Origin of the sequence: Micromonospora sp. CA-244673, assembly GCF_050948395.1 — a bacterium.
Lineage (GTDB): Bacteria > Actinomycetota > Actinomycetes > Mycobacteriales > Micromonosporaceae > Micromonospora.
On record NZ_CP192019.1, the window covers coordinates 3,112,314 to 3,131,415 of the forward strand.

The 19,102-nt window shown below is 71.0% G+C and carries 18 protein-coding genes and 3 pseudogenes; 8 read left to right on the plus strand and 13 right to left on the minus strand.

Annotation, left to right across the window (positions count from 1 at the left end):
* Window positions 1-133: 133 nt before the first annotated feature.
* Window positions 134-382: pseudogene (locus ACQP12_RS14595) on the plus strand (IS1634 family transposase); the annotation flags it as partial.
* Window positions 372-542, plus strand: coding sequence for a hypothetical protein (locus ACQP12_RS14600; protein ID WP_433289591.1), 171 nt, complete (start codon window positions 372-374; stop codon window positions 540-542). The pseudogene ACQP12_RS14595 and the gene ACQP12_RS14600, both read left to right, overlap by 11 nt.
* A 4-nt stretch (window positions 543-546) precedes the next feature.
* Here ACQP12_RS14600 and ACQP12_RS14605 read toward each other — a convergent pair whose 3' ends face one another.
* Entirely contained in the window at window positions 547-1,350 is an 804-nt protein-coding gene (locus ACQP12_RS14605) for a DUF1206 domain-containing protein (RefSeq protein ID WP_433288315.1), read from the minus strand.
* Window positions 1,351-1,654: 304 nt separating this feature from the next.
* Between ACQP12_RS14605 and ACQP12_RS14610 the strand changes: the two genes are divergently transcribed.
* On the plus strand, window positions 1,655-3,622 hold the full coding sequence (locus tag ACQP12_RS14610) for a beta-propeller domain-containing protein (protein ID WP_433289269.1): 1,968 nt from the start codon (window positions 1,655-1,657) through the stop codon (window positions 3,620-3,622).
* Window positions 3,623-3,725: 103 nt separating this feature from the next.
* Here ACQP12_RS14610 and ACQP12_RS14615 read toward each other — a convergent pair whose 3' ends face one another.
* Window positions 3,726-4,799 carry a pentapeptide repeat-containing protein gene (locus tag ACQP12_RS14615; protein WP_433288317.1) on the minus strand — a complete coding sequence of 358 codons (1,074 nt, stop codon included), beginning with the start codon at window positions 4,797-4,799 and terminating at the stop codon, window positions 3,726-3,728.
* 387 nt (window positions 4,800-5,186) lie between these two features.
* Entirely contained in the window at window positions 5,187-5,420 is a 234-nt protein-coding gene (locus ACQP12_RS14620; protein ID WP_433289593.1) for a hypothetical protein, read from the minus strand.
* Here ACQP12_RS14620 and ACQP12_RS14625 point away from each other — a divergent pair.
* The 3 genes and pseudogenes from ACQP12_RS14625 to ACQP12_RS14635 all read left to right on the plus strand — a co-directional run.
* A pseudogene (locus ACQP12_RS14625) lies at window positions 5,374-5,518 on the plus strand (MerR family transcriptional regulator); the annotation flags it as partial. The gene ACQP12_RS14620 and the pseudogene ACQP12_RS14625 overlap by 47 nt on opposite strands.
* On the plus strand, window positions 5,498-6,802 hold the full coding sequence (gene tnpB, locus ACQP12_RS14630) for an IS607 family element RNA-guided endonuclease TnpB (protein WP_433289271.1): 1,305 nt from the start codon (window positions 5,498-5,500) through the stop codon (window positions 6,800-6,802). The pseudogene ACQP12_RS14625 and the gene tnpB, both read left to right, overlap by 21 nt.
* Before the next feature lie 27 nt (window positions 6,803-6,829).
* A pseudogene (locus ACQP12_RS14635) lies at window positions 6,830-7,030 on the plus strand (hypothetical protein); the annotation flags it as partial.
* A gap of 566 nt (window positions 7,031-7,596) precedes the next feature.
* On the opposite strand, the gene ACQP12_RS14640 reads toward ACQP12_RS14635, so the two are convergent.
* Entirely contained in the window at window positions 7,597-8,157 is a 561-nt protein-coding gene (locus ACQP12_RS14640) for a hypothetical protein (RefSeq protein ID WP_433288319.1), read from the minus strand.
* An 11-nt stretch (window positions 8,158-8,168) separates the two neighbouring features.
* On the opposite strand from ACQP12_RS14640, the gene ACQP12_RS14645 reads away from it, so the two are divergent.
* Window positions 8,169-8,621: a hypothetical protein gene (locus ACQP12_RS14645; RefSeq protein ID WP_433288321.1), complete on the plus strand. Its 453-nt coding sequence runs from the start codon at window positions 8,169-8,171 to the stop codon at window positions 8,619-8,621.
* A gap of 316 nt (window positions 8,622-8,937) precedes the next feature.
* On the opposite strand, the gene ACQP12_RS14650 is transcribed toward ACQP12_RS14645, so the two are convergent.
* From ACQP12_RS14650 to ACQP12_RS14690, 9 genes are all read right to left on the minus strand, one after another.
* The gene (locus ACQP12_RS14650) at window positions 8,938-10,044 is read right to left on the minus strand and encodes a hypothetical protein (RefSeq protein ID WP_433288323.1); all 1,107 of its coding nucleotides are present in this window, start codon (window positions 10,042-10,044) and stop codon (window positions 8,938-8,940) included.
* Between the two features lie 9 nt (window positions 10,045-10,053).
* On the minus strand, window positions 10,054-10,566 hold the full coding sequence (locus ACQP12_RS14655; RefSeq protein WP_433288325.1) for a hypothetical protein: 513 nt from the start codon (window positions 10,564-10,566) through the stop codon (window positions 10,054-10,056).
* Window positions 10,550-11,068: a hypothetical protein gene (locus ACQP12_RS14660; RefSeq protein ID WP_433288327.1), complete on the minus strand. Its 519-nt coding sequence runs from the start codon at window positions 11,066-11,068 to the stop codon at window positions 10,550-10,552. The genes ACQP12_RS14655 and ACQP12_RS14660 overlap by 17 nt, the downstream gene beginning before the upstream one ends.
* 86 nt (window positions 11,069-11,154) lie before the next feature.
* Window positions 11,155-11,595: a DUF4190 domain-containing protein gene (locus ACQP12_RS14665; protein WP_433288329.1), complete on the minus strand. Its 441-nt coding sequence runs from the start codon at window positions 11,593-11,595 to the stop codon at window positions 11,155-11,157.
* Window positions 11,592-11,996 carry a hypothetical protein gene (locus tag ACQP12_RS14670; RefSeq protein WP_433288331.1) on the minus strand — a complete coding sequence of 135 codons (405 nt, stop codon included), beginning with the start codon at window positions 11,994-11,996 and terminating at the stop codon, window positions 11,592-11,594. Before ACQP12_RS14670 ends, ACQP12_RS14665 begins: the two co-directional genes overlap by 4 nt.
* Window positions 11,993-14,482, minus strand: coding sequence for an AAA family ATPase (locus ACQP12_RS14675; RefSeq protein WP_433288333.1), 2,490 nt, complete (start codon window positions 14,480-14,482; stop codon window positions 11,993-11,995). Before ACQP12_RS14675 ends, ACQP12_RS14670 begins: the two co-directional genes overlap by 4 nt.
* 431 nt (window positions 14,483-14,913) lie before the next feature.
* Window positions 14,914-15,384, minus strand: coding sequence for a ribonuclease HI (locus tag ACQP12_RS14680; RefSeq protein ID WP_433288335.1), 471 nt, complete (start codon window positions 15,382-15,384; stop codon window positions 14,914-14,916).
* Window positions 15,385-15,741: 357 nt separating this feature from the next.
* Window positions 15,742-16,428, minus strand: a complete 687-nt coding sequence (locus ACQP12_RS14685; RefSeq protein WP_433288337.1) for a hypothetical protein — start codon at window positions 16,426-16,428, stop codon at window positions 15,742-15,744.
* Between the two features lie 84 nt (window positions 16,429-16,512).
* Window positions 16,513-17,040, minus strand: coding sequence for a DUF4352 domain-containing protein (locus ACQP12_RS14690; protein WP_433288339.1), 528 nt, complete (start codon window positions 17,038-17,040; stop codon window positions 16,513-16,515).
* 99 nt (window positions 17,041-17,139) lie between these two features.
* Here ACQP12_RS14690 and ACQP12_RS14695 point away from each other — a divergent pair, with 99 nt between their 5' ends.
* The gene (locus ACQP12_RS14695) at window positions 17,140-19,059 is read left to right on the plus strand and encodes an N-6 DNA methylase (RefSeq protein ID WP_433288341.1); all 1,920 of its coding nucleotides are present in this window, start codon (window positions 17,140-17,142) and stop codon (window positions 19,057-19,059) included.
* The last annotated feature ends 43 nt before the right edge of the window (window positions 19,060-19,102 follow it).

Consider the following 19,102-nt stretch of genomic DNA (forward strand, 5'->3'; position numbering starts at 1 on the left):
ATCCACGCCCGCCAAGTCACGCACTAACCCGACTTGACTCACGGTTGGCTGATTCGGGGGTCTGTGGGGGTGTGACCTGGGGTGTTGTGTCGGGAGGCACGCACTAAACGGGTCGGGTTCTATGGTGTCGGTCGTGGCGTACGTGCGGACGGTGAAGACGGCGTCCGGGGCGCGGGCGGTGCAGATCGTGCATTCCCAGCGGCGGGGTTCGCGGGACATCGAGCACATCGGATCTGCGCACACGGATGCGGACCTGGAGCTGCTCAAGGCGGTGGCGCGGCAGCGGCTAACCGCGCGGCAGGGCGAGTTGGATCTGCGTCTGCCGGACGGTCCGGCCAAGGGAGGCGGTCCGTTGCCGATCACGTCCACGCGTGCGGGGCACCGCCGGCCGGTCGCGGCTGACGCACGGCGGCCGGCGGCTGGCTCCGTACGCCGGCGGGGACGCCTGGGCGCTGGTGCTCTCGGCCGACCTGCGGCCTCCTGTCAGCCGGGTGGTGCTCACCGACCTCGGTTACCTCGCTGCCTGGCCCGGCCTCGGCTGACCGGTCAGACCTTGCGGTAGCGCGCCTCGGTCAGCGCGAACAGGCCGTACGCCGCGAAGCCGACCGCGATCACGAGCAGCAGGCCGGTGCCGTACGCCTCGCCGGCCAGCGTCCGCAGCGCCGCGTCGAGTCCGCGTGCCTTGTCCGGGTCGTACCGCCATGCCGCGATGACGAACAGGGCGCCGGCGATCCCGTACGCCAGGCCCTTGGCCACGAAACCGGCCGCGCCGAGCCGGCGCACGAGCCGCCGCGTCCCGGCCGCCATCTCGCCGATCCGCAGGTGCTTCTCGAAACGCCCGGTGAACCCGACGAACGCCAGCCATCCGCCGATCCCGGCCAGAATCAGCCCCGCCGTGATGACCGTGACCCGCCCGCCGCTCGAGGCGAGGAGACCCTCGGCGGTGTCCTGCTGGGTGTCGGCGCTCGACGACTTCTTGCCGCGCAGCACCTTGATCCCGCTGAAGGCAAGGTAGAGGTAGAACGCGGCCCGGCCGGCCGACGCCATCCGCTCGGTCAGCAAGCGCCCCCGGAACATCTCCAGCACCTGCCAGACTGCCATGGCCACCAGCCCGACGACGATCGCCAGGATGAGCGCCAGCCCGAACGGCTCGTCGGCGATCTCCTGCATGGCGCCCGATTGGTCGCGGTCGGCGGTCGGTCCACCCGAGGCGACCCGCGCGATCACCCAGGCGAAGAGCAGGTGCAGGATTCCGTAGCCGATGAAGCCGGCCCGGGTGAGGTGCTCCAGGCCAGGGTTGTCGGCTGCGCGGGAGACGGCGCCGCGAGCCCGCGAGGACAGCGATGACATGCGCCGACAATCACCACTCGCGGCTCCGGCGAAACCTGCTCGCCGTCGTGGTACGGCCGGTCTCGAGGTCGCCACCACGCTCGCCGTCCGGGGACGTGCCGCTGCACCTTCAGCCTGAACAGGGGACGAATCGATTATCGCTCCGCTCGGCGGCTGTTGTGTTGCGGGTCGTGGGTCAGGTCAGCCGCAGCGGCCTCATCCAGATGCCTCGGCCCGGGAACCCGGCCTACGGCAGTCACGTCCTAGGGGCATGACAGGCAGCGGCGTCCCCCTACGGCCTCGAACGACCGGCGTTCCCCGGGTGATGGGGCTGGCCCTGGTCGCCAGCCTGTCGCTGATCAGCGGGTGTACGGCGGAGGCGGTTCCCACGCCACGACGGGACGGCGGAGTGCCGGCCGGCGGGTTCCGGCTCGTCGCGTTCGACTCCTGCGAGCAGGCGATGCGGCAGCTCAAGACAGCGGCCAAGACGTACGTCGGGCCCTGGGGGTTCGGGCCGGGCGGGGACTTCCGTACCTTCGGCCGGGCGGAACAGGCCGGAGCGCCCGCAGCGGCGAAGCAGGCGGACGCGGCCGGGGCCAACGCGGCCGGAGCCGGGACCGCCGGCCACTCGGGCACGAACACGCACGAGGCCGGGGTCGACGAACCGGACCTGGTCAAGACCGACGGCAAGCGGCTCGTCACCGTCACCCAGGGCAAGCTGTACGTGATCGACCCGGCCACCCGGCGGCTGACCGGGGAGTTGGAGCTGGTGCCCGGGGCCGACGGCTGGACCGACGGCAGCCTCCTCCTCCACGGCGACCGGGCGCTCGTGCTGCTCCGCGAGGGGTGGGCCGCGATCGCGAAACCGGCCGTCCCCGAGGGGCGGCCCGCCGCAGCCGGTCCGACCCGCGGTGACATCGTCGGTCCACGCCTGGTCATGGTCGACCTCGCCGGGGCGCCGAAAATCATCGGGGAGTACCGGATCGATGGCGGTCTGGTGGACGCCCGCCAGGTCGGCACGACGGTCCGGGTCGTGGTCCGCTCCGCGCCGCGGCTGACCTTCCCGCACCGGGAACGGGCCACCGACGCGCAGCGCACCGCCGCCAACCGCGAGATCATCGACAGGTCCACGGCCGACGACTGGCTGCCCCGGTACGAGATCACCTCGGGGGAACGAACCAGCACGGGACGGGTCGGCTGCGAACGGGTGAGCCGGCCGGCCAGCTACTCCGGCACCTCGCTGGTGACCGTCCTCAGCTTCGACCTCGCGGCGGCCATGCTCGGCGCCGGCGACCCGGTCACCGTGATGGCCGACGGCGACACGGTCTACAGCACCGGAGGCCGGCTGTACGTCGCCAACGACCAGCGCTGGCGGGTGCTGCCCATGCTGACCGCCCGCAACGTCGCGCCCGATCCCAAGGACGAGACCACGGAGATCTACCAGTTCGACACCGGGGGAGCGGGCGCCCTGCGGTACGTCGCTGCCGCCACCGTTCCGGGCTGGCTGGTCAACCAGTACGCCATGTCGGAGTGGGACGGGCATCTGCGGGTCGCCACCACCCGTGGCCGTGCCTGGGGCACCAAGCCCGACTCGACGTCCAGCGTGTACGTCCTGCGCGCCGACGGCAGGACACTGGCCCAGGTCGGCAAGGTCACCGGACTGGGCAAGGGGGAACGGATCCACGCCGTACGGTTTGTCGGCGGCAGCGGGTACGTCGTCACGTTCCGGCAGACCGACCCGCTCTACACCGTCGACCTGCGTGATCCGACCGCGCCCAAGGTGAGCGGGGAACTGAAGATCAACGGGTATTCGGCGTATCTGCACCCGGTCGGCGAAGGACGGCTGCTCGGTGTCGGGCAGGAGGCGACCGACCAGGGCCGGGTCCAGGGCACCCAGCTCTCGCTCTTCGACGTCGCCGATCCGGCCAAGCCGAGCCGGATCGCGCAGTACCACGTCCGGCAGGGGCACTCCGAAGCGGAGTTCGACCCGCACGCCTTCCTCTACTGGCCGGCCGAACGCCTGGTCGTGGTCCCCCTGACAGTCCACGGCTCGGGCGCCGTGGGCAAGCCGGGCCTGCCGAGCAACGTGGCGCTGGCGTTGCGGGTCGGCGACGGCGGATTCACCGAGGCCGGCACCGTCGAGCACACATTCGGCGGCGGACGCCCCGGGGACGTGGTGATGATCCGGCGGTCACTGGTGGTCGACGGCGTGCTCTGGACCGTGTCCGACGCCGGCCTCAAGGCGACCAGCCTCACCACCATGAAGACCCTCGGTTGGCTGCGTACGGCGTGACCCCCGCTTCCCGGCGAAGAAACGTGCGGCTTACTGGGGATTTTTCAAGATCGGCGGTGGATCTCAGCGCCGCCCGATGGAAAGGCCCCGAGGTAGTCGTTTCTCAGCCGCCGCGGGTCGGTGCTGGGCTGGGTCCCGCGAGGTCGTTGGGCTTGCAGTCGGTCCGGTTCACCGTCATCGCCGGGGGAAGCTCCGTCTCGTCGTCGACCCTGACGCAGAGCACGGCCGCGGGCACGTTCTCCGCGTCGGAAAGCCTCGCGCCGCGCAGGTCGGCCCGGAGGAAGTTGGCGTCCTGGAGGTCGGCATGCCCGAACCACGCGTGCGGAAGCTGTGCGTCAACGAAGAACGCGCCCCTCAGCTTCGCCCTCGGGAAGAACGCCAGTTCACCTTTCGCGTCGGACAGGTCGGCATTGCGGAGGTCAGCGGACTTGAAGCTCACGAGGTTCGCTGACGATCGAGTGAGGTTCGCGCTCCAGAGGCGGGCGTAGTCGAGATCCGCCTGATCGAGCCGGGCATTGCTGAAGTCGACTTCGGTCATCTGGACGCCTTCGGCCTCGGCGCGTGCCAAGTCCGCCTCGGTGAGGTCAGCGCCGTCGAACAACCCCTCGAGTCTGGCCTTGACCAGAGATGAGCGACTGAACTTGGCGCGCTGGAACTGCCCGGCCACTACTGCCCCGTCCAGGTCTGCCCCGGACAGGTCCACCCGAGTGCTCCCGTCGTTGGCGGCGTTGCGGCGGCCGAGGACGCTGACCGCGGCCTGAACATCGGTGGCGGTGAAGCGTCGCACCCAGGGGCCTTCGAGGAAGGGCTTCCAGGTGAACTCGTGCGGGTTGTAGTTGTTCTCCTTGTTCGGGGACCTTTCTCGCACGAAGCCACACAGGACTTCCATGATCGTGGGCTGGTCCGCCGGCGAGTCACGCATGAGTCGTTCGAGGCTGTAGATCGCGCCGAGCCGCACGCTGGCCTGAGCCGAGCCGAGCTGTTCGACAGCCCGGGCGAACCGCTCCGTGATCTGTCCCTGCTCCTGGATGCGCACCTGAGTCTGGGTCGCGTCGACGGATCGGCCGGTGTAGTAGATGGAGATGGTGCTGACGGCCAGGGCGCCGATTGCAGCGAGGGCTGTCGCCTGGCCGGCCCATCGCTGCCAACGCGGCTCGGGGGCCTGCCGGGACTTCACGGCGTAGGCGCGTCGGCGAGGAGGCACGACCCCCATTGCAGCTCACGGGCGCAAGCCGGGCTTGACGGTCGCTTACTCGTTGGGCCTACGCCAGTACCAGGTAACAGCGCTGCCGTCGGGCGTGCGGTGCAGGTCGAGCGTGGTGGTGAGTGTGCCGCGGCGCACCGCGTCTTCCACGCGGCCAGCGCGGTGGGCGACCATCCGAACGGGCCACCCTTCAGGGCTCTTCCCTTGCCCAATAAACTGATTCATCCTGACGCGCGCCAGCGCTCCGCGCGTTGTCCGGCTGGCGACCAAGCGATTGACTATGCCGTCGCCGGCCGAGGGAGGAATCCGCGTTCTGCCCCGATCCGTGTGCTACGCAGCGCCAGGCCAAGCACCTGAGTGTCAGGAGTCGAGGGCGTGGCTGAGGAAGCGTTCACCGATCTCGGTGATGTCCTCGGTGGTCCAATCGAGAGCGGGTGTGGCGACGGTGATCTCGGTCATCGCCATACCTGGCACCGCTGTTTCCTGCCATCCAGCGACAAACCACACCTTCTCCTCCTCGGCGAGTGCCAGCGCGGCGTCGTTGTTCGAGCAGGCGGCGGCGGACGGGGAGCTGGACCAGCAGGACGAGTTCACGCCCGAACGCGGCGTTCGTGCACCTGATGGACTCCTTCGCCGACGCTGCCCACCCCGCCGTCGCCCGGCTACGGGAGCTGGTTGCCGAGCATGGCTGGGCGCTCGCCCGGGTCAAGGCGGTCATGGACCAGCGCGCGGCGGAGCGCTCCTATGGGGTGCCCGATGAGCTGCTGACGCCGTCGCTGCCGTGGTCGCTGGCCGGGCTGCGTAAGGCGTGGAACGCCGCGAAGGCCGAGGCGGCGCCGTGGTGGGGCGAGGTGTCCAAGGAGGCGTTCAACACGGGCCTGGACGCTCTCGCCCGTGGCCTGAAGAACTGGGCTGACTCCCGTAAGGGCGGGCGGGCTGCCAGGCCGGTCGGTTTCCCGCGCTTTAAGTCGCGCCGCCGTGGCACACCGTCGGTGCGGTTCACCACCGGCGCGATCCGCGTCGAGCCCGACCGCAGGCACGTGGTGCTGCCGAGGCTGGGCCGGTTGAAGCTGCATGAATCCGCCCGTAAGCTCGCCCGCCGTGTCGACAACGGCACCGCGCGGATCATGTCCGCCACCGTGCGCTGCGACGGCGGACGGTGGCATGTCTCGTTCACCGTTGAGGTGGAGCGGGCCGAACGGCAACCGGCTCGGCCGGGCTCGGTGGTGGGTGTGGATGTCGGGATCAAGCACCTTGCGGTGTTGTCCACCGGCGAGCTGGTCGACAACCCGCGCCACCTCGTCGCCGCGCAGGCCCGACTGCGGGCGCTCGGTCGGGCCTGCTCGCGGAAGTCCGGGCCCGACCGGCGCACCGGCTGCCGCCCCTCGAACCGCTGGCAGCGTGCCTCGAACCGACTTGGCCGTGCCCACGCTCGAGTCGCGAACCTGCGCCGCGACGGGCTGCACAAGCTCACCACCAGGCTGGCACACGAACACGGCAGCATCGTTGTCGAAGACCTGAACGTCGCGGGCATGCTACGCAACCGGCGGCTGGCCCGGCACATCGCTGATGCCGGCTTCGCCGAGATCCGCCGTCAGCTGGCATACAAGACCGGGTGGAACGGCGGCCGGTTGCTCGTGGCCGACCGCTGGTATCCGTCCTCGAAAACCTGCTCGGGTTGCGGCGCGGTGAAAGCCAAGCTCGCCCTGCACGAGCGTGAGTACGAATGTGAGGCGTGCGGGCTGGTCATCGACCGTGACCGCAACGCCGCACGCAACCTGGCCGCCCTGGCGGCTGAGTTCAACACCGCCGGGAGTGGCTCGGTGGCAGCACGTGGAGCCGACCAGAAGACCCGCCCACGCGGGCAGGTGGCTGTGAAGCGTGAACCCGGCACGGCATCCGCCGGCAAGACCGGGACCGCCCCACCGCAAGGCGGGGCGACCGATCGTGTGCTCACTAAGCGCACTGAAAGGTAACGGAAATGGCCACCTCGTTCGGGGCTCGACGAGTTTGCGCGGCGGGCGGCGGATCGTCCGGGAGTCGACCGTGCGCTTGCCGGTGCTGGCGTCCGCGCGTTGCTCACCACCCGACGTGAGGCCGTTACCGGAGACGAGTTCGAGAGCGCCGTGGCCCAACTTCCCAAGGAGTTCTCGCAGGCGATCGAACGGGTGGGGGCCGGTGGCGGGCGGCACTCCGGCTCGTAGCCCAGACTTTAAGAAGGAGCAGTGTGTCGGTGCCGTCCTCAGTCGCGTCCCTAGACGATGGTGCCGGTGGCGATCGAGTGGGTGTGGCGGGCGTCGCTAGACAGTCGCCGCCGGGGCGTCGTTATGGATCCAAAGCCACCGGTGGTCCGCGGCGAGCCAGATCCGGCAACCCGTCGTGCAGGCTCCGCCCTGCCGGGCCGCGCCGACCTGGTCCAGGTAGAGCGCCACACCGGACGAACAACCTGGACCAGGTCGGCGCGGTCTGGTGGCCTCCGATGTGCGACGTGCCCCCGGTCGCGGCTGGGGCATCCCAGAGTCGCCGAGGGTCCGGGGCGAGTAGCCGCTGCCGCCGGAGGCCATCCCCGGGTCGTAGGGCCGGAGGCCCTGCCCGCCGGAGGCTTCGCCCCTGCGGCCCCAGCCGGCGGGCGCGGGCAACAGTTCTGGCTCGGCCCAGCCAGGGCTGGACTCACGATCGGGCTTTGGGTCGACACCACCGTCGTCCACCTGCTCATCGACGGCTCCCGGCTCAAGACCGTGCCCTCCCGGCTCACCGCCGCCCACCTGCGTTAGCTCCTCGCCGACGGAGGCCGTCCCGCCGGCCCGCCGCCGCCCAGCTCAAGCCCGGGGCTCCCGTCGAGGTCGACCGGCTCGTCAACGCCATCGGTCTGGTCAGCCTCGCCGGCCGACAACACCCCATCGGCTACCACCTCGCCGGACGACGCGTCACCATCCGCCTGGACCGCGGCGTGCTGCACCTGCTCGACGCCGATCGGATGCTGCTGCGCAGCCTGCCCAACCCGCTGACCCCGACCGAGCAGGCCCGCATCCGTGACGCCCGTCCCGCTGGACCACCACCGCAACCATCTCCAACGCCACTGCGGGTCGAGCGACGCCTCAGCAGCCGCGGCGTCCTCGTCATCGCCGGCCAGAAAATCCACGTCGGCATCGGCCACGCCGGTCGAACCGTCACCATCGAAGACGCCGACACCACCTTCCGCGTCCACGACGGCGACCAGCTCCTCACCGAAGTGCCTCGCACGACCACCAAGCCCATCGCCCGGTTCGAGGTCCGCAAGCCCGAACCTCCGCGACAGCGTCGGATAGCCTGCACCGACCGCGACGACCACGGAGCCCAACCATGCAGCTGCCGCCCGGAGCCACAGGCTTCCACCCAAGCCTTAGCCAGCAGGCGGACCTGGGCGAATTCACCGCTGTCTGTCACCACGCCGCCCGCGCCATTGGCGCAACCGTCACCGGCGTGACTCCTGCCGGCGTCACGCCGAACTTCCACACGGTCGACATCACCCATGGCCTGCACCACCACATCGCGGTGCTGCGGCACATCGCGCTGCCGTTCAACGCCTTCGCCCGCCCTCAAGCCAACGGCGACGGCACCATCACGTTCGTCGACCACCCCGACCTCGCCGCCGCCATCACCAACCTGGCCAACGTCCAGGTCCTCACCGTCGAGCAGCTACGGACCTCCCTGTCACAGGTCGACCTGAGCGCTCTCGGCCCCAGCGAGCACGACCAGATCGCCTACTGGAAGCCGAACACCGTCGGCGAGCTGCTATTCAACTTCTGGGACTGAACAGCCGTAGCCTGAGACCAGCAACAACCCATGATCGTCTAGCCGGACGTGTCACGGATCAAGTGACAGCGATCCGTAACGCATCAAGTAGAGCCCGACAGCGAGATCTCATCGAGCGCTGGAAGGGGACCGCCACAGGCAACAAGGGGCAGCGCTGATAGAGCTCATCAGATCCAGCAGCATCACGAACAGGGCTGCGCCGGCCGGGCTCGGTCCCTTGACCGGTAAGTGCAAGCATGCGGCGGGGCGCTGACCAACGCTGGCCGCGCCGGTACACAGCTTGTCGAGTGAGGGCGGATAGCGAGGATGGCAAACGTCAGGAAGGAGCCATTTCCTCCCGAACGGAGATGGCCGCCAAGTCCACCACCCGGGGCGTTTGCGCCTTCCAGGCTATGGTTTTCAGCACTCCAGGCGTGATGTCATCGAGAGCGCCAACGGCTATAAGCAGTGGAAGCTCCATTCCCGTCAGGTCGTCTAGCGCTTCCCGCACCCTCCCCACAACCAGAGAGCTGGACTCCAACTGACCAGTTTGGAACAAAGCCTGCTGATCAGGGCTTCCGTTCACATCAACGACGAAGAATACGACGGGCAGAAATGGTTGTTTCAACTCCATTTTAGCGGCACGCCGCACCCTGAGAGCCCAGGCAATAGCGTCGTCCACACGGTTGCGGACGGAGGTTCGCTGTGGCCGGACCACCTTCACATCCAGCAGCAGGTTAGACATTCCGGGATTGCGGGAGGTTACTGCGGCATCTACACGCGTGGCACCGATTCGGATTTCAGGAACGATATCCAACTCGTTACCGTAGGTGGACACGAAGGCGTAGATTACATCTTGAGTGGCTTTTTGGGTTAGCGTGTAGAGGCTCGGGAATGCTGGTCTGTTCCCCCTTTGAGCGGGCGGCGCGACGTCCGGGTCAGATGCCCGGCGGGGAGCCTCGACGCTATCCACCGGCAAGGGCGCATCGTCTTCAGTTGCGGACTCCGTAACTTCGTTCTCTTCCTGAAGTTGCTCCTCTATCCGAGGAGGGGCTTGGTGGTCTCGCAACAGGACTAGCGTTTCCTGATAGGTCTTCTCTCGTTCGGCTTCGATTTTTGCTAGCTCCGCTACCTCTCGGGTATCGGTACGGCTTTGTTGCCGCCGCCAAAGTACCGCCCCCCAAACAATGAAGGAGAGCCCCACCATAAGCAATGCTGCGGATACATATGGCCAGTAATGCAACATGAACGCCACTTGGATCTGTTGGGCGCGGATCGCTTCGCGCGCCTCGGCATTAAGCTGTAAGAACTCCTTCTGCGGGATCTTGAGAGTCGATTGATTCCGGAGCAGGAGCACAGGTATCCCGACACCCACGCCGGAGATGACTCCGCCGACGCTGACGAGAAACTTGTGGAAGTCCGTGTACTGGAGGCTGGGCAGCACCGCGCCACACTAGACCAACTCGCCGGGCGTTGCTGTCGCTAGACCGACTGCTGGTGTCACCTCCTGCGCGTCGTTGGCCACGGCCGTGCGCGCCCGGACCAGCAGCACCTCGGGTTCGGTCTGCCGCTGCTGGTCGAGGTGGGCCAGCAACTGGTCGATGTCCGGCACGTGCCGTTCGCCGGTCAGCGCGCGAGTGGGTGGATGGAGGTCCATGAGGTGGCAGAGCAGTCGCAGCGGCCGGTGCCCGTATACCCGGGTGCCGCTGGGCAGGGCGGGCAGGCCGTAGGTGAGCAGCCGCGTCACGGCGCCGTCGAGCAGCGGGGTCGCCCAGTGGGCGTTGTCGAACAGGCTGTTCGTGATGGCCTGCGGCAGGCCGAGGCCGGCCACCACCTGGTCGACCTCGTCCGCCGCGGCCCCGGCGACGACGAACACGTGGGGCGAGATGCGACTGCGTCGGAAGACCTGCGACCACACGCGGCCCTGCTCCGAAGATGTCACCGGGGCGTTATGCGAGGCGCTCACGTGGAGGTCCCTCCTGGTCGTTCCGCTGACGAGCCGCGTCGAGCAAGCGGCGGAGATCTGTGCGGGTCCGGCCGGTCGCGGTGGCGAGGGCACCGAGCGGGTCGGCGTGCCGGCGGCCGGCCAGGTCCTCGTAGACCGCCAGCAGGTCGGTCTCGAAGCCGTCCGCGGTCGCACCGCGGGCCTGGGCCAGTTCGGCGAGCCGGCTCTCGATGTAGCGGCCGACCATCACCTGGTAGGCGCCGATGCCGGGCATGTCGTGGAATTCCGCCACCATGTCGTCGACCTGCCGGCCCATCCGGTGCAGGACGGCCGACGTGATGCCGTGCCGGCGTACCTCGGGGGCCGCCTCGTCGGAGATGCGGATGATTACCTCGTCCGGTCCGTTGATCTCGTCCGATCCGGTGTCGCTGTGCCAGCGGCCCGTGACGACAAAGCCGTCGTCCCGCCGGGACAGTTCGAGGGACGGGTCGGGCACGGCGTGGAGGGGATGCTTTCGGGACATGCCTTCCTGTCTTTCCGGCGGCCTTGTGGGCGCCTGTTTCCGGACCGCGGTGGCGGCTGCGTGTCACACCTGTTGTTCCGCCCGGTTCAGGGCGTCGGGGTGGCGGCGCTCAGGACGCTGCCGAAGAACACCATGACGGTGAAGAGGATCATCGGGCCGACGAAGACGTAGCCCAGGACGAGGCCGGCGACCGCCATGCCGTGCCCCGATCGCTTGCCGTCGCGGGTCTCCCGCAGGGCCAGGTGGCCGAGGATGACGGCCAGGACGCACGGCAGACCGAACAGGCACCAGCCGCCGAGCACACCGAGGATCCCGAGCACCAGCGACGCCGTCGCCATGCCCGAGGTCAGGATGGGCGCGACGGTGAGCCGCTGCCCGACCGGCGGGTAGCCGCCACCCTGGTAGGGCAGGGCCGGGACCGGCGCGTACACGCCGGTGGGCGCGGACACCGGGGGATAGGGGCCCAGGACGGCGGGCAGCGGCGGCTGCGGGCGAGCGGGGTCGAGGCCGGGCTGCGGGTAGCTCATCGGTGCGGTTCCGTTCTTCCGTCGAGGTGGGTGAGCAGGGCGCTCACCTCGGTGTGCAGGCGACGCAGCTCGGCGGCCGTCGGCGCCAGCTCGTAGCAGTGGTGGTGGGCGGCGGCCGACAGGGCCGCCCACGCGAAGGCGACCCGCCGGGCCACGGCAGGGCCGGGCCCGAACCGGCCGCGCAGCATCAGCTGCTTCGCTCGGCCCTGCCGGCACGCGGCCACCACCGGGCGGGTCCGCCGCCAGTAGGCGTCGATGCCGCCTTCGAGGGCGAGCCGGATCAGGCAGGCGCACGCCCGCGGCCACCAGCCGGCCGTGACTGCGGCCGCGCCGAGCGGGCCGGCGCCGCGCAGCATCTGGTCGGCCGCCGCCAGGCAGCGGCGGGGCGTCGGCGCGGTCACGACCGGACCTCGGCGCCGTCGCGGGGCGCGGGCACGGCAGCGGGGTGGGCGCGCAGCGTCTCCGCGAGGTGGCGGGCGTCGGAGACCAGGACGGGCAGGTCGAACAGGTACGCCCCGTGCACGCCCTCCTTGCACGCCTTGTACGCGCCCACCGCCCGCGACCCGTGCCGGCGGCTCAGATAGCCGAGCACGTCACCGCCCCGGTCGGCGTCGTCGAACAACGCCAGGGCGACGGTGGTGGTAAGCCTGCGGGACGCGTCCACGACGGCCCGTTCGATGTCGTCGTGCGCCACACCCCGGGCCACCCGCCGCCGCCACACGATCCGGTGGCAGGCCGCCTCGATCGCCGAGCGGCACAGCTCCGCCACCACCGGCCCGCGCACCTCGGAGGCGATCTCCTCGGTGCGGGCCAGCGCGTGCGCGTCGTCGAGGTAGCGGGTCACCGGGTCGGAGCCGGGCCGCAGGGTCACCACCGACCGCTCCGCGCGGGTCACCTCGACGATGCGGGACCGGCCGAGGTCGAGGCGGGCGAGGGCGTCGGGCAGCCGGGTGTCGTGGGTGAAGACCACCACCTGCCGCTGCTCGGCCAGCTCGGCAAGCACTCGGGCCAGCCCGTCGACCTTGGCCGGGTCCATGCTCTGCACCGGGTCGTCGACGACGATGAACCGGAACGGGCTCTCCGGCGCGCAGCCGCGCGGCAGGAACGTCGCCAACCCGAGGGCGTGCATCTCGCCCTGGCTCATCACCCCGAGGGCGGTGCCGTTGTCCGCGCCGTCCACGCTGACCGGGATCACCACCCGCCGTCGGGTGTTCATGCCCGCCAGGGTCATCGCGCCCAGTTCGACGTTGCTTTCCTGCCGTAGCTGCGCCCAGATCCGCTGCGAGTGCTCCGCGAACGGCGCCACCCGCTGGTTGCGCAGCTCCGCGCCGGTCTCCTTCAGCCACGCCCGCGCCGCCTTCACCCGCGCGAGGGCGCGATCCCGCTCCGGCAGAGTCTCGGCCGACGTGATCCAGGCCCGCAGCTCGCCGGCCGCCGCCTGCCAGCCGGTGTCGCGCTGGCGGAGCAGACCCTTCGCGTATGCCTGCGCGGCCTGCGCCGCCGCGAGCACCGCCGGGTACCGGGCGGTCAGGTGGTCGGCCAGTTCCTCCGGCCCGCCCGGTGCCAGCCGCAGCGCCGTCACCGCCGCGTGCAGGTCGCCGACCGGCACCCCGGCGGCGTCACCGGCCGGCACGTCCAGGTCGTCGATCAGGTAGTGTGCCCGCTGCAGCAGCGCGGTCAGCCGGGAAGCGGCGGCCTGGGCTGCGAGGGTGCGGTCGCGCAGCTCCGCGAGGGACTCGGCCGCGCTGATCCGCCAGTTGTCGTCGAGGCGGCCGGTCGCGCAGACCGGGCACGGTCCGTCACCCTGGTCGTCGTGGTGCTCGACGGCCAGCCGGAGCAGCTCGGCGCTGCGCAGCGACGCCCGCGACCGGCCGCCGTCGTGCCGGCGCGCATGCGCGGCGGCCTCCCGCAGCTGCTCGGCGAGGCCGGTCACCTCGTCGGCGTCGGGCACCTGCATCGCCACCAGCTGCCGGCAGAGCAGCACGGCTTCGTCGGCGGCCGGGTCCTCCGGCTCGTCGAGGATCGCGGTCAGTGCCGCCAGGTCGACGGCGCCCCGGGCGCTCAGCAGCGCGGCGGCCCGCCGGGCCCGGTCGTCGTCGATCCCCGCGAGGGTGTCGGTCAGGGTGGCGCGCTGTCCGCGTACCTCCTTGATGGCGGTGTCGGCGGGGCGCGCGGCGGCCATCAGGCGGCGGTCGGCCTCGGTGATCGCCTCCAGACCGAGGATCGCGGAGATGGCGTCGAAGAGCTGGCTCTGCGTGCCGGCGGTGAGCCGGCCCAGCTCCGCGGCGGTGAGGAACGGCCGGTACAGCTCCAGCGGCCGGGCCAACCCCAGCTCGGCGAGGTCCCGGTGGCTGCCGCGTGCGCTGGTGACCGCCACCTCGGCGTCGCCCAGCTCCGCCTCCGACGGCCAGGAACGGACCACCCGAGTGGGCGTGGCCACCCCGTCGACCCGCAGCTCGACGGCGATCCGGCACGGGTCCCCGGCGTGCAGGTTCCGCCACCCGGTACGCCACACGCTGTTGCGATCCGCCCAGCGCGCGCTGTCCCCGGTCAGGGCCAGTTCGATGGCCTCGGCGAAGCTGGACTTGCCGGAGCCGTTGCGCCCTACCACCACGGTCAGCCCGGGGCCGGGCTCGACGGCGAGGGTGCGCTCGGGGCCGACGCCGCGGAACCCGGCGACGGTGACCGAGGAGAGCCAGATCCGCTCCCGCGGCTCGTCGGCCGCAGCGCGCTGCGGCTCGAGCGCGGTGGGCGCGCCGGCGAGGGCCGCGGCCAGGTCGTCCTCGCCGCTCAGCGCGGCGAGGACCACCTCGGCGGCGTCATCGGGTACGCGGTCGGCGGCGAGCCGGTCGAAGATCAGCTCGACCAGGGGTTCGGTGTGGTTCATCAGGCGACCTCCGGGGAGGGCAGGGAAGCTGGACGGTTCCGGCTCGGGCCGGTTCGCTGGCGGTGGTGGTGCGACGACGTTGTGCAGTTGCCGTCTGTGAAGTGATCGGTGATCAGGCCGGCAGTGCAACAGGACAGTCGGGGGCGGCCGGCTGCCTGAGCAGGCAGGCGACGGCCAGTCGATCACCGCGACGACCGGCCGAGCCGACAGTCGGCGCGGCGGCCGGCAGTCCAACCGGCTGGTGCGGGTGGAGTCCCGGACCGGCCCAGAACGGTTGTGCAGAGGTCATCGTCTTCTCCTCCAGGCGCGTGGTGTCCGCGGGCCGATGACTCGTCGACCCGCCCGATGGGGTGGTGGGAAGTTGCTGCGCTGCGGCGCTCTGCCGATAACGGGTCAGCCGGCGTGCCCGGCCGATCGGCCGGCGGGCCGGGTCAGTGGGGGAGGGCCGTGTGCCAGTCGTGCAGGAAGGCGTCGACCAGGGCGTGCGCCCGTGGACGAACGTCGAAGCTCTCCTCGACCCGGCGGCGGGCCATGTGCGACAGGCCGTCGGCGGCCTCGTTCAGGGCGTGCCCGCTGTGTCCCTTGACGTGCGCGAAGGACAGGTCCGGCCGGCGGCTCACCTGATCAGCCAGCCGGACCAGCGTCGGTCGGTCGGCCCACCGGCGCTGGCGCAGGCTGTAGCCGGCCGGCATCGCCGAAACCTCGCCGGCCTGCCACCGGCGCAGCCAGCGCAGCGCCACCGTGCTGTCCAGTAGCACCGTCATCCCCGCCGGCGCCTGGTCGTACGCCGAGAGCAGGAAGTCCACCGCCCGCAACTCGTTGATCAGCACCCGCGACGCCCCGGTCGGGTCGAGCCGGCCGGTGCCCCGGCCACGCAGGCCGTAGTGGCCGTCGCTGACCACGTACCCGATGCCGCCGGCGCGGCCCTTCCAGCTGGCGTCGGTCGCGGCGACGACCGGCGCGGACGCCGCCGCCCACCGCCCGACGCGGCCACGACCCTGCTGCTGGTCCGGCTGCGGGCGGCAGGCCGAGCCGTGCGCGGCGGCGAGCCGCTCGGCGGTGTCCAGGAGTTCGCCGGCCGAGTCGAGCTCGTCGTAGTTCGCCGCGGTGAGCGCGAGCGTGACCGCGTCGCCGATCCGCTGGCAGTCCGCGCAGGTGGTGCGGTGGACGTAGCGGCGCAGGGAAGGGCGCGGGCGTGCAGGGGAGCGGGGAGCAGGTGCAGGGCGCGGAGGAACTCATCCGGACGCACGACTTCCCCCTCAGAACTCGGCGACGTCAGTGACCGCGGCGGTCAGCCTGTCCCCGGAACGCTTGGTGCTCGCCATCTCCTCCTCCTGCACGGAGGCGGAGTCACCGGTCACCTCGAAGGTGTTGATGATCGGGTCCTCGGCGCCCTTGACCTGGTAGGTCACCTCGTACGTCTTGGACGGGTCGAGCCCGCTGCCGGTGTACGTCACGTCGACCCGGTAGGTGACGTTGCAGCCGGCGCTGCCGAAGCACTGCTTGCGCAGGATCTTCACCTTGAGCTTGAAGTCGTTCTTCGTCGGCGTGTCGTAGAGAGGAAGGGCGGGGGCCGTCGATGCAGGCGCGGTGGTCGGTGCCGACGTCGTGGGCGCCGCGCTGGTCGGAGCGGCCGTCGTGATGCTCGGCGCGGCCGACGACGCAGCGTCGGCGGCCGGCTCGGCATCGCCGTTGCTCAGCGCGGCGATCCCGATCCCGCCGCAGCAGAGGGCGATGACGAGGGCGATGCCGCCGACGATCCAGGCCCGGGCGTTGGAGCGCTTGGCGGGAATGGTCGGGCTGGGCGGGCCGGCGAGCGTGGCGTCCTGCGGCTGGGCGGTGAACGGGGGAGCGGGGGCACCGGGCGGCGTCGGCGCCGACTGCGGCGGCATGCCGGCCTGGTTGTCAGGCTGATGGGACGGCATGGGCTGGGTCGGGTCGGTCATGACGGTCTCCTCTGTGAACAGCGGTGGGGATAGGAGAAAGGGGCGGGGCGGGCGGTGGCGCCCGCCCCGGGTTGAGCGGTTGGATCAGGTGAGGGAGACGGTCACGCCGCCGGAGAACATCGAGTCGTGGAGCTCGAGCTCGGTGAGCTTCACGTTCTTCGGGATGTCGAAGACGAACACCCCGGTCACCTGGTTGCCGGGGTTGATCTCCTCGAAGAAGGTGCTCGCCTCCTTGTTGGCGTAGAGGCCGGCCTCGGTGTCGGAGGAGTACTGGGTGCCGTCGGCGGCGAGGGCCTTCTGGCTGCTGCCGTCGAGGGTCTGCGCCTCCTTGCCGATGTTCTTGACGTTGACCGTGATCAGGCAGAACTGCCCCTGGGCCTTGTCGCCGATCATCGACGTGCCGACCTTCGCGACACCGCACTTGGACGACTTGACGGTGAACTCGAACTTCCCGTCCCGGGCCGGCTGGCCGATCTTCGCGCTCTTCGGCTTGTCGTCGCCCTTGGTGCCGCCGTCGGACTTGCTGCTGGTGCTGTCGTCGGTGCTGCCCGCGCCGCACCCGAGGGCGACGAGACCGGTGGCGAGCAGAGCGAGAGTGGTGGCCTTGCGCATCGTTTTCCTCCTGCTGTGAACGTGGCGGCGTCAATGAGAGCATCATCTGTGAACGCTGTCAACAAGCATGATGCTTGACAGGTGTGGCACACTCCGAACGTGCAGGAGACACCGACCATCACCGCAGCGGAGATCGCCCGGCTCGCCGGTGTCGGTCGGGCCGCAGTCAGCAACTGGCGCAAACGGCACGCCGACTTCCCCGCCCCGGTGAGCGGCACCGCGGCCAGCCCCGAATTCGACCTGGGGCAGGTCGAACAGTGGCTTCACGCCCAGGGGAAACTCCCCGAGCTGGCCAGAGCCGACCGGCTGTGGCGGCACCTCGCCGCCGCCAGTCAGTCACCCGCCGCCGGCCTGGCCGCCGTCGGCGCCCTGCTGCTCGCCCGGCAACGCGGTCAACGCCCCGGCCGATCAGCCGATCCGCAGCTCAAGCCGCTGCTGCCCGACATCGACGCGCTCGCCGACGAACTCAGACCGCAGGGTGCCTTCGACGCGCTGTGGCAACGGTTCTCCGCCCCCGGGCCCGGCCGCCCGTTCGCTACCCCGGACGACCTGGCGGACCTGATGGCCGGGCTCGCCGGCGTCGGTGGCGGCTCCGTCCTCGACCCGGCCGCCGGCTCCGGCGCCACGCTGCGCGCCGCCGTCCGCGCCGGCTGCACCTCGGCGTACGGGCAGGAGCTCGACGAGGACCTCGCGCGGCTCGCCGGATTGTGGCTGGCCCTGCGCGACGTGGCAGGGGAGGTCGGCACCGGCGACTCGCTGCGCGCCGACGCCTTTGCCGGCCGCACCTTCGACGCCGTCGTCTGCCACCCGCCGTTCGGGACCACCAACTGGGGCGATGAGGAGCTCGGCCACGACCCCCGCTGGATCGTCGGCACCACCCCGCGTACCGAACCGGAGCTGGCCTGGGCCCAGCACGCCCTCGCCCACCTGCGCGCCGGCGGCCACGCGGTGCTGCTGATGCCACCCACCGTCGCCAGCCGGCGCGCCGGGCGCCGTATCCGGGCCGAGCTGCTGCGCCGCGGCGCGCTGCGCGCCGTCATCGCGCTTCCGCCGGGGGTGGCCGCACCGCACGGTGTACCCCTGCACCTGTGGGTGCTGCGACGGCCGGCGCCCGACGCGCCTCCATCGGCGCGGACGCTGTTGGTGGACGCCGCTGCCGGGGACGCTGTCGAGACCTACGCACGGGTTCTCGCCGTCTGGCGAACCTTCACTGCCGCGCCGGACGCTCACGTCGAGGAGGTCGGCTTCGCGCGGGCGGTGCCGGTGATCGAGCTGCTCGACGAGGAGGTCGACCTCACCCCCGCGCGCCGCCAACCCGCCGTCGGGGGCGAGGCGACAGGGGAGCATCTGGTACGCACCAGAGAGCGCCTCGCTGCCATCGTCGGCGACCTGCCGGGGCTGATGCCGCAGGTGACGTCGGCGCCCGACGGGCCGGACGGGGAGTTCCTGTCGGTGGGGGAGCTGGCACGCGCCGGCGCACTGCAACTGCTCGGCCCGATCCGGGCCGCGTCAGCGGAAGCTGGCCAGCCGATGGCCGGCGGGCCACCGGTGCTGACCGTGCAGGACGTGCTCAACGGCGAAGACCCCTCCGGCCGGGGCGACGGGCGGTTGGGGCAGGAGATCCGGCTCGCGGCCGGGGACGTGGTCGTGCCCATGATCGCGCGCCAGCTCACCGCCCGGGTGGTGACGACTGAGGGGGCGCTGCTGGGGCGGAACCTCTACCTGCTGCGGCCCAATCCGGCGGCGCTGGACTCGCGGTTTCTCGCCGGTCAGCTGCGGACGTCGACGAACGAGAAACAGGCGTCGAGCCTGTCCGGGACGCTGCGCTTCGACATCCGGCGGGCGCAGGTGCGGCGGCTCTCGCTGGACGAGCAGCGCGCGCACGGGGAGGCGTTCCAGCGACTCGACGCCTTCGAGTCGGCAATCCGACAGGCAGCAGCGCTCGGCGCGGAGTTGGTCCAGCTCACGGCAGACGGTTTGGCCAACGGCGGCCTACGCCCTGAGCGTCGTGCGCGATGAGCGCCCGTCGCAGAGTTCAAGCTGAATCGAAACTCGTGACTCC